The 8,749-nt window shown below is 73.4% G+C and carries 7 protein-coding genes; 5 read left to right on the top strand and 2 right to left on the bottom strand.

Annotation, left to right across the window (positions count from 1 at the left end):
• Nucleotides 1-93: 93 nt before the first annotated feature.
• Nucleotides 94-792: a LysM domain-containing protein gene (locus G6553_RS15955; protein WP_166195113.1), complete on the bottom strand. Its 699-nt coding sequence runs from the start codon at nt 790-792 to the stop codon at nt 94-96.
• A 205-nt stretch (nt 793-997) separates the two neighbouring features.
• Here G6553_RS15955 and G6553_RS15950 point away from each other — a divergent pair, with 205 nt between their 5' ends.
• The 3 genes from G6553_RS15950 (at nt 998) to G6553_RS15940 (ending at nt 4,149) form a co-directional block, all read left to right on the top strand.
• Nucleotides 998-2,437 (top strand): APC family permease, encoded by a 1,440-nt coding sequence (locus tag G6553_RS15950; RefSeq protein WP_207619864.1) that lies wholly within the window; start codon nt 998-1,000, stop codon nt 2,435-2,437.
• Nucleotides 2,437-2,922 (top strand): universal stress protein, encoded by a 486-nt coding sequence (locus G6553_RS15945; RefSeq protein WP_166195110.1) that lies wholly within the window; start codon nt 2,437-2,439, stop codon nt 2,920-2,922. The genes G6553_RS15950 and G6553_RS15945 overlap by 1 nt, the downstream gene beginning before the upstream one ends.
• A gap of 63 nt (nt 2,923-2,985) precedes the next feature.
• Entirely contained in the window at nt 2,986-4,149 is a 1,164-nt protein-coding gene (locus G6553_RS15940) for a hypothetical protein (protein ID WP_166195107.1), read from the top strand.
• Between the two features lie 45 nt (nt 4,150-4,194).
• Here the strand turns inward: G6553_RS15940 and G6553_RS15935 are convergent, their stop codons facing one another.
• On the bottom strand, nt 4,195-5,979 hold the full coding sequence (locus G6553_RS15935; protein ID WP_166195104.1) for an N-acetylmuramoyl-L-alanine amidase: 1,785 nt from the start codon (nt 5,977-5,979) through the stop codon (nt 4,195-4,197).
• 140 nt (nt 5,980-6,119) lie between these two features.
• Here G6553_RS15935 and G6553_RS15930 point away from each other — a divergent pair, with 140 nt between their 5' ends.
• Both G6553_RS15930 and G6553_RS15925 read left to right on the top strand, forming a co-directional pair.
• On the top strand, nt 6,120-7,583 hold the full coding sequence (locus G6553_RS15930; protein WP_207619863.1) for a cytochrome ubiquinol oxidase subunit I: 1,464 nt from the start codon (nt 6,120-6,122) through the stop codon (nt 7,581-7,583).
• Nucleotides 7,583-8,587: a cytochrome d ubiquinol oxidase subunit II gene (locus tag G6553_RS15925; protein WP_166195101.1), complete on the top strand. Its 1,005-nt coding sequence runs from the start codon at nt 7,583-7,585 to the stop codon at nt 8,585-8,587. The genes G6553_RS15930 and G6553_RS15925 overlap by 1 nt, the downstream gene beginning before the upstream one ends.
• The last annotated feature ends 162 nt before the right edge of the window (nt 8,588-8,749 follow it).

The following is an 8,749-nucleotide window of genomic DNA, read 5'->3' as shown; positions in this document are numbered from 1 at the left end:
GGTCGAGGGCGAGGGTGCCCTGGACGGTGGCGGGGAGGACGGGGCGCGGGAAGGTGAGGACGTTCTCGCGGCGGTCGTCGGTCGTCGAAGTGGTCATGACTGGTCTCCTCGGTGCGCGGCAGGCGGCAGGTGCAGCCGCTGGCCGGGGTGGATGAGGTCCGGGTCGTCCCCAATGACGGCCCGGTTGAGCTGGTGGAGGCGGTGCCAGCGACGCGTCACGTCGTCCGCGTCCGCGGTGGGGGAGAGGTCGGCCGCAGCGAGGGACCACAGCGTGTCGCCGGTGCGTACGACGTGGGTGCGCGCGGCGTGCGCCGGTGCGCCGTCGTCGTGCGCCGCCGGGGCGGCGGCCGACCGGAGCGCCGCGGCTCCCCAGGCGGAGGTCGAGGTGGCCCGGTCGGGCATCGGCAAGCCGTGGAGCGCTTGCGAGGGGTGCGACGGTTCGGCAGCGGACGCCGCTCCGACGGGGACGACGAGCGCGACACCGCAGGCGGCGAGCACCGCGGCGCGGACCGCTCGAGGCACGCCCCGGGCGCCGTGGTCGGCGGCCCCGGCGACGCGGCCGCAGAGGGCCTCGCGGACCACGACGGTCGTCACCAACCACAACCAGGCGCCCGCGACGAGCGCGGCGACGGCGCAGCCTCCGACCAGCACGGCGTCGAAGGCCGCGCCCCCGGCCGGGACGGCGCCGCCGACAGCCGGCACGGCGAGTGCCCACAGCCCGACCAGGGCTGCGGTCGCCCCTGCCTCGACGAGGAGGCACCGACCCGTCGAGCCGCGAGTGGAGTCGTCCATGCCGAGAACCGTTCTGTGCCGGAGTGGTGCCGAAAGGTGCGTTTGCGTCTGTTTGCGTGTGCATGACCCAGGCAACGCCAGGTTGGCGCCGACGTCAACCCGTTCTCCACAGCAGGCGACCGCCCGCCGGGGTGAGGGGCGTTGACAACCCGCCCGCGAGGGAGTGAGGTCGGCAGACCACCTCCTTCTGATTCGAGGCGCAGTCGTGGCCCACAGCTCTTCGACCGTCGACGACGACGTGGCTGGCGAGGGGGGTGGCCTCAAGCGGTCCATCACCGGTCGGCAGCTGTTCTTCTACACGCTCGGCGACGTGCTGGGCTCGGGCATCTACGTGCTCATCGGCCTGGTCGCCGCCGCCGTGGGCGGGGCGTTCTGGCTGGCGTTCGCCGTGGGGGTCTCGGTCGCGGCCATCACCGGGTCGGCCTACGCGGAGCTCGTGACGAAGTACCCCCAGGCCGCGGGGTCCTCGCTGTACGTGCAGAAGGCCTTCGGCAACCGGGCGCTCACCTTCCTGGTGACCGTCTCGTTCCTCTCGGCCAGCTTCGCCGCCAGCGGCTCGCTGGCGGCGGGCTTCGCGTCGTACTTCAGCGAGCTGTGGGCGGCGCCGCCGGCGCTGCTGGTCTCCCTGGTCTTCGTCGCCGTCCTCGTGCTCGTCAACTACATCGGCATCACCGAGTCGGTGGTGATGAACATGCTGATGACCTTCGTCGAGCTCAGCGGGTTGATCATCGTCATCGGGATTGCGATCTACTTCGTGGCCCAGGGCGACGCCGACTTCGGGACGCTCACCGACATCAGTGTCGCGGGCAACCCGGCGCTGGCGATCCTGGCCGGGGTCGCTCTGTCCTTCTTCGCCATGACGGGCTTCGAGAACACCGCCAACGTGGCCGAGGAGACCATCGACCCGCACAAGTCGTTCCCGCGCTCGCTCGTCGGCGGCATGCTCGTGGCCGGCGTCGTCTACGTGCTGGTCTCGATGGCGGCGGCGCTGACCGTGCCGACCGACCAGCTCGCCGGGTCCGAGGTGGCCCTGCTCGAGGTCGTGAAGCAGGGCATCCTGCCGTTCTCCACCGACGTCATGACGACCGTGTTCACGATCATCGCCCTGGTCGCGATCACCAACACCACCCTGGTCACCCTGGTCACGCAGCCCCGCATCCTCTACGGCATGGCCCACGAGGACGTGGTCCCCGGGGTCTTCGCCAAGGTGCACCCGACCCGGCGCAGCCCGTGGGTGGGCCTGCTCTTCAGCGGCCTGGTCGTCGGCACCCTGCTCGTCACCGGCACGCTCGTCCTCGAGGCCGGCGGCAACCTCGACCTCGTCAACCGGCTGGCGCTCGTGACGGTGGTCTTCCTCCTCGCGATCTACGCGCTCGTCATCGGGACCTGCCTGAAGCTGCGCGGCCGCGACGAGGACGAGCGCGCCTTCCGCGCCAACACCCCTCTGCTCGTGCTGGGTCTGCTCGGCAACCTCGCGATCCTCTACTACGTGATCGACGACGACCCGGCGTCGCTGCTCTGGTGCGCCGCGCTGCTCGCCGTGGGTGGGGTGCTCTACGTGGTGGAGCTGGCCTTCGGCCGCAGGTCCAGGTCCGCCGGGCCCTCCGGCTCGGCCGATCCCTCCGACAGGTTGGGGAACCACTGATGCACGTCATCGTCGCCACCGACGGGTCCAAGCAGTCCCTGGCCGCCGCGCGGCACCTGAAGTCCTTCGCGGACCCGGCACGGATCACCGACGTGTCGGTCGTGGCGGTCGTCCGTCCGTTGGCCGCTGTCGCCTTCGCCGACGAGCTCTCCGACAGCAAGCAGCAGGCGTCCTGGGACACCCTGTCCTTCCGCGCCGCCGCCGAGAGCGCCGTCGCGACCGTCGCCGCGGAGTTCGACGGGTGGGGGCCGAAGGTGCACAAGCGGGTGCGGTCCGGCTCGCCGGCCAACGAGATCATCAAGGTGGCCAAGCAGTACGACGCCGGGCTGGTGGTCGTCGCCTCCGGCGGCCGTGGGATCAGCGAGAGCGTGTTGATCGGCAGCACTGCGCAGCGGGTGCAGCACTATGCGCCGTGCCCGGTCCTGGTCGTCCGCCCGCGGCCCCGGAAGCCGCAGAAGGCCGCCCGGAAGGCCGCTCGTACCTGAGGGCGGCCGAGCCGGGACACGACCCCGACGGAACCCGAGCGGCCGGCGCAGCGTCGTACCACCGTGCGTCCGGTCCTCCTCGCCCTCGTCCTGCTCGCGACCGTCCTGGTGGGGTGCGGTGAGCAGGAGGGCGAGGGGCCGGCGCCGTCCGGTGCAGGGGCCGGGGACTGGGAGCGGGTGGGACGGGCGCCGCTGTCGCCGCGCGAGGGCACGGTCGTGGCGCACGTCGGCGACGAGGTGGTCCTGGTCGGCGGAAATGCGGGGCAGCCCTGCCCGCCGATGGCCGACTGCTCCTACGCGCGAGAGCCCGAGCGGGACGGCGCCGCGTACGACCTCCCGTCGGGCACCTGGCGGCGCATCCAGGACGCACCGCGCCCGGTGCTGCCGTCGTCCTCCCGGGTCGTGGTGGGCGAGGACCTGTACGTCCTGGTCGACGGCGTGCTGCTCGTCTGGCGCTCCGCCGACGACACCTGGGACGAGGTGTCGGTGCCCGGGCGGAACGACTGGGCCGCCCTCGCAGCGGACGCGGATCGGCTGCTCGTCGTGTCCGGCACCGACGAGGAGGGCCGGGTGCCCGACCGCGTCCTGCACACGCGGACCGGGAGGTGGTCCGAGCTGCCGGAGGACCCGCTCGCGCCCGCCTTCGACCGCACGATCGTGCCGACCGACGCGGGCCTGGTGCTCACCGCCAGGCGGATCGGGGCGGACGGGCAGCCGGCGGACCCGGCGCTCGTCCAGGCGGCCCTCCTCGAGCCCGGCGCCGACGGATGGCGGACGTTGCCGGGATCGGACCAGCTCGGCGGATGGCACTGGTCCTGGTCGGGGACCCGCCTGGTGGACGCGACGCTCGGCGGCGCCGACGGCGGCGAGGTGAACGGCTTCGGCCGGACCATCCCGTACGGCGGTCGCCTCGACCCCGCCACGGGTCGCTGGTCACGGCTGCCCGGCGCGCCGCCCGAGGACTGGACGGACGACACGGCGTGGCGGGTCAGCGCGGTCGGCGGCCGGCTGGTCGCCTCCGGCGGCTGGGTGTACGACGACGCGCGGGAGACCTGGACCCGGCTGTCCCGGCCGGCCGGCGCGCCCGCCGAGCCCGGCTCCGCGGTCTGGGCCGACGACGTGCTGCTCGTCCACGGCGGCGCCGACTGGGGAGACGATCCCTCGCCGGGTCGACGGTCGGCCGCCGACGTGTGGTCGACCGACGTCTGGCTGTACCGGCCCGGCTGACGGCCTGCGGCGCACCGCTGGGGTGTGCCGTCCGGGACCCGTCGGTCAGTCGACCGGCTTGACCCGGACGGTGTCGGTGGCGACGGCCTTGGCGGCGCGGGCCGTGGGCTGGAAGACGGCGCGGACGTGGTGGGTGCCGGGGCGGAGCCCGCGCACGAGCCGCTCGGCGCGGCCGTCGCGGAGCGTCATCGTCACGGTCGTGCCGGCGACCTTGACGACGACCTCGCCGTCGGGGTGGCCCGAGGGGAGGCCGGGCGCGGCGGCGACGACGGTGACGAGCGCGCGGCCCTTGCGACCGGACGCGCGGACGGTGAGGTCGACCCCGGCCCGCCCGGGCATGGGCCAGGAGACGGTCTGCGAGGCGGTCGCGGCGCCGGGCGCAGCCACCTCGACGCGGACGGAGATCCGCGAGCCCACGTCGGCTCGACGGATGGTGTAGTCCGAGCCGCGCGCCTTGCCGATCGGCTCGCCGTCGCGCAGCCAGGTGTAGGTGGGGGTCGCCTCGGGCGGGGTCCAGGTCCCGGGCCGCACGCTGATCTTCTTGCCGAAGACGACCCGACCGGCGGCGGTGAACGGTGCGGTGATCGCGACCGCGACCTCGCGGGTGCGGAAGTTGTCGATCCGCTTCCTGGTCCTCTGGCGGATCGCCGGCAGCGCGGCGTACAGGTTCGATCCCGGGCAGGAGGTGTCGTTGGTGTCGCGGTGGCCGTCGATGACCGGCAGCGTCACCGAGCGGCCGGAGCGGAACTTGTCGCTGCCCTCGCTGGTGATCGTGACCCTGCCGAGCGGGTCGCGTCCGTACTGGTCGAGCTTCCACGCCGCCACCCGGGCGATCGCGGCGATCACGGCCGAGGGCGGCTTGACCTGGTCGAAGTTGCCGATGACCGAGACGCCGGCGGAGTTGTGGTTGAAGCCGAGGGTGTGGGCGCCGCGGACGTTCTTCGCGGCGCCGCCGGCCCGCCCCATCCAGATCCGGCCGAAGCGGTCGACGAGGAAGTTGTAGCCGAGGTCGGACCAGCCCAGCGACTGCGTGTGGTAGGCGTACATCCCGCGGATCAGCGCCGGCACCTCCTCGCGCGAGTAGCTGTTGCTGTTGACCGTGTGGTGCACGTGCACCTGCTGGATGGTGCTGATGTACGACGGCGGCTTGTCGCGCAGGTTCTCGTTGGCGCCCCACGCCTGCCGGTTGCGGATGCCCGGCCGCGGCACGGAGGTGCCGGCGGCCTTGGCGACCGTCCGCCCCGCGGGGGCGGCGAGCGGCAGCACCTCGGAGTCGTCGGAGTCGTCGAGCGTCTCGCGGTCCGAGGGCAGGGGAGTGGGGTGCAGCAGCACCAGCGCGAGGTCAGCGGGGCGCTCGCCGACGACGCGGACGCGGACGCCGTCGGTCGGCCCGACCCAGACCAGGTCGCTGCCCGTCGTCGCGCCGTCGGCGTTGGCGGCGGGGTCGGGCGACTCGTGGGCGTGCGGCGCGCGCTGCCACGGCTCCCAGGTCGACCCGCGGCGCACGCTGAGCTCGAGGACGGGCTCGACGCCGCCGCGCGTCCAGGTGAAGCCGACCATGGAGTACGTCGTGGTCGCGAGCTTGCCGGTGCCGCGGCGGGCCGCGGGGCCACCGGTGGCGGGCGAGCCCTCGACGAGGACCTGGTCGTCCAGCGGCAGGGTCAGGGACTCCACGCCCATGTCGCCGGCACTGAGCTGCAGCCGACCACCGCCGGGTCCGTCGTCCCCGCCGCCGATCAGTCCGGTGCGGGCGGCTGTGCCGATGCCGGCGACGGCTGCGGTTCCTCCGGCCAGGGCCAGGAGGAGCGGGCGGCGTCGGGTCGTCGTCACCCGGACATCATCCGTCACACCACCCCCAGAAATCACGTCCCGGCGTTGCTCGGCCTGTCGCCCGATGGTCGTAGCACCTACCTTGTGAATACTTTCACAAACCCTCGGAATCCGCCCCCGCCCGGCCTACCGTCGATCGCATGGCGCCCATCGACGTGCTCCTGTCCTCGACCGCTGCCCTCGCGGCGGACGTCCTCGCGGCCGCGACCTCGGCGGCTGCCGACGCCGAGCCGGCCGGCCTCCTGCCCGCCCGCCAGCAGATGGCGCTCTCGCTCGGCTGGCACATCGTCCTGGCCTGCTTCGGCGTCGCATTCCCCGCGATCATCTTCACGATGCACCTCATCGGCCTGCGCCGGGGCAACGAGCACGCCCTGACCCTGGCCCAGCGCTGGGCGAAGGTGTCCGCGGTGCTCTTCGCCATCGGCGCGGTCTCGGGCACGGTGCTCAGCTTCGAGATGGGCCTGCTCTGGCCCGGCCTGATGGGCACCTTCGGCGACGTCCTCGGCCTCCCGTTCGCCTTCGAGGGGCTCGCGTTCTTCCTCGAGGCGATCTTCCTGGGCATCTACCTCTACGGCTGGGGCCGGATGCCGCCCAAGCAGCACCTGCTGATGGTGGTCCCGATGGCGGTCACCGGTGTCGTGGGCACCTACTGCGTCATCGCGGTCAACGCCTGGATGAACGTCCCCACCGGCTTCCGCATCGTCGACGGCGAGGTCACCGACATCGAGCCGTGGGCGGTGCTGTTCAATCCCGCGGCGTTCTGGCAGTTCCTGCACATGTGGCTGGCGGCGTACATGGTCGCCGGCTTCGCCATCGCCGCCGTGTACGCCGTCGGCATGCTGCGCGGGCGCCGCGACGCCCGCCACCGGCTCGGCTTCACCGTGGCGATGGCGTTCGCGAGCGTCTCGGCCGTGCTCCAGCCGTTCGTGGGCCACCTGCTCGGCGGGCGGCTGGCGGAGTGGCAGCCGGCCAAGCTGGCGGCGTTCGAGCTGGCGACCGAGACCGAGAGCCCCTCGCCGCTGCGGCTCGGCGGCGTGCTCATCGACGGGGAGGTGCGCTACGCGCTCGACATCCCCTACCTCGGGTCGCTGATCGCGCGGAACTCGTTCACCGAGCCGGTCATCGGCCTCGACGAGTTCCCCGCCGACACCCACCCGCCGGTCAACATCACCCACCTGTCCTTCCAGGTCATGGTCGGGATCGGCACGCTGCTCGCGCTCGTCGCGGTCGTCTACTGGGTCATGCGCTGGCGCGGTCGCGAGCTGACCGACCACCGGTGGTTCCTGAGGTTCATGGCCACCGGCGGCGTGCTGTCGATCGTCGCGATGGAGGCGGGCTGGATCGCCACCGAGGTCGGCCGGCAGCCGTGGATCGTCCAGGACGTCATGCGCACGCCCGAGGCGGCCGGCGACAACCCGGGGTTGTGGTGGCTGCTCGGCGCGACCACCGTCGTCTACACGGCGATGACCATCGGGGCGATCGTCGTGCTGCGGTCGATGGCGCGGCGCTGGCGGGCGGGCGAGGCCGACCTGCCGAGCCCGTACGCGCCCGACCCCGCCGGCTCCGAGGACAGCGGCACCACCTCGATGGGGACGGTGCGCTGATGCTCGAGACGGCGGTGGCGGCCGCGCTGTTCGTCGGCGTGCTGGCGTACGCGCTCTTCGGCGGCGCCGACTTCGGCTCCGGCTTCTACGACCTCACCGCGGGCGGGAGCCGCAAGGGGGCGGAGCTGCGCACGCTGGTCGACCACAGCATCGGACCGGTGTGGGAGGCCAACCACGTGTGGCTGGTCTACGTGCTGGTGACTTGGTGGACGGCGTTCCCCGAGTCGTTCGCCTCGGCCATGTCGACGCTCATCCTGCCGCTGCTGCTCGCGCTGCTCGGGATCGTGCTGCGTGGGGCCAGCTTCGCCTTCCGCAAGTACGCCGCGTCCCTGGCGCAGGCGCGCCTGTTCGGCGCGGTCTTCGCGACCTCGTCGGTGGTGACGCCGTTCTTCTTCGGGACCGTGGCCGGCGCGATCGCCTCGGGGCGGGTCCCGGCGGAGGGCCGCGGCGACCTGTGGACCTCGTGGCTGAACCCGACCTCGGCGTTCGGCGGGGTGATCGCGGTCGGCACGTGCGCGTTCCTCGCGGGCTGCTTCCTGACCGCCGACGCGGCCCGGGGCGGCCAGGAGCGGCTCGCGGAGCAGCTGCGCCGGCGCACGATCGGGGTCGGGATGGTGACCGGCGGGATCGTGCTCGCGGCGCTGGTGCCGCTCGAGCTGGACGCCCCGACGCTGGCCGACGGGCTGGAGACGCAGGCGGCGCCGCTGGTGGTGGCCTCGGCGGTCGCCGGTGTCGCGACGCTGGTGCTGCTGTGGCGGCGGCGGTTCGGCCTGGCGCGGCTGACGGCGGTGGCCGCGGTCGCGGCGGTGGTGTCGGGCTGGGGCGTCGGGCAGTACCCGTGGCTGCTGGTCGACGAGGTGACCATCGCCGACGCGGCCGGCGCGGACGCGACCCTGCAGGCGCTGCTCGTGGCGGTCGGGATCGCGGCGGTGGTCGTGCTGCCGGCGCTGGCCTACCTCTACCGCCTCACGCAGACGGAGGCGTGGTCGCGACCCGAGCACTGACCCCGGAGGGCCGTGCCGGGCGCGACCACGCCTCCGGCGTGGTGCTGCTGGTTGCCGAGCGTCAGCGGTGCGCGCTGCGGCGGGCGCCGCTGTTGCGACCGGTCACCGTCGAGGCGATGACGACGAGGACCGCCGCGATCGCGATCGAGACGATCCAGCGGG

The sequence above is a fragment of the Nocardioides sp. IC4_145 genome (assembly GCF_011250565.1).
Taxonomy (GTDB): domain Bacteria; phylum Actinomycetota; class Actinomycetes; order Propionibacteriales; family Nocardioidaceae; genus Nocardioides.
The sequence above is the reverse complement of the archived record's forward strand: the minus strand, read 5'-3'. Positions and strand labels throughout refer to the sequence as shown.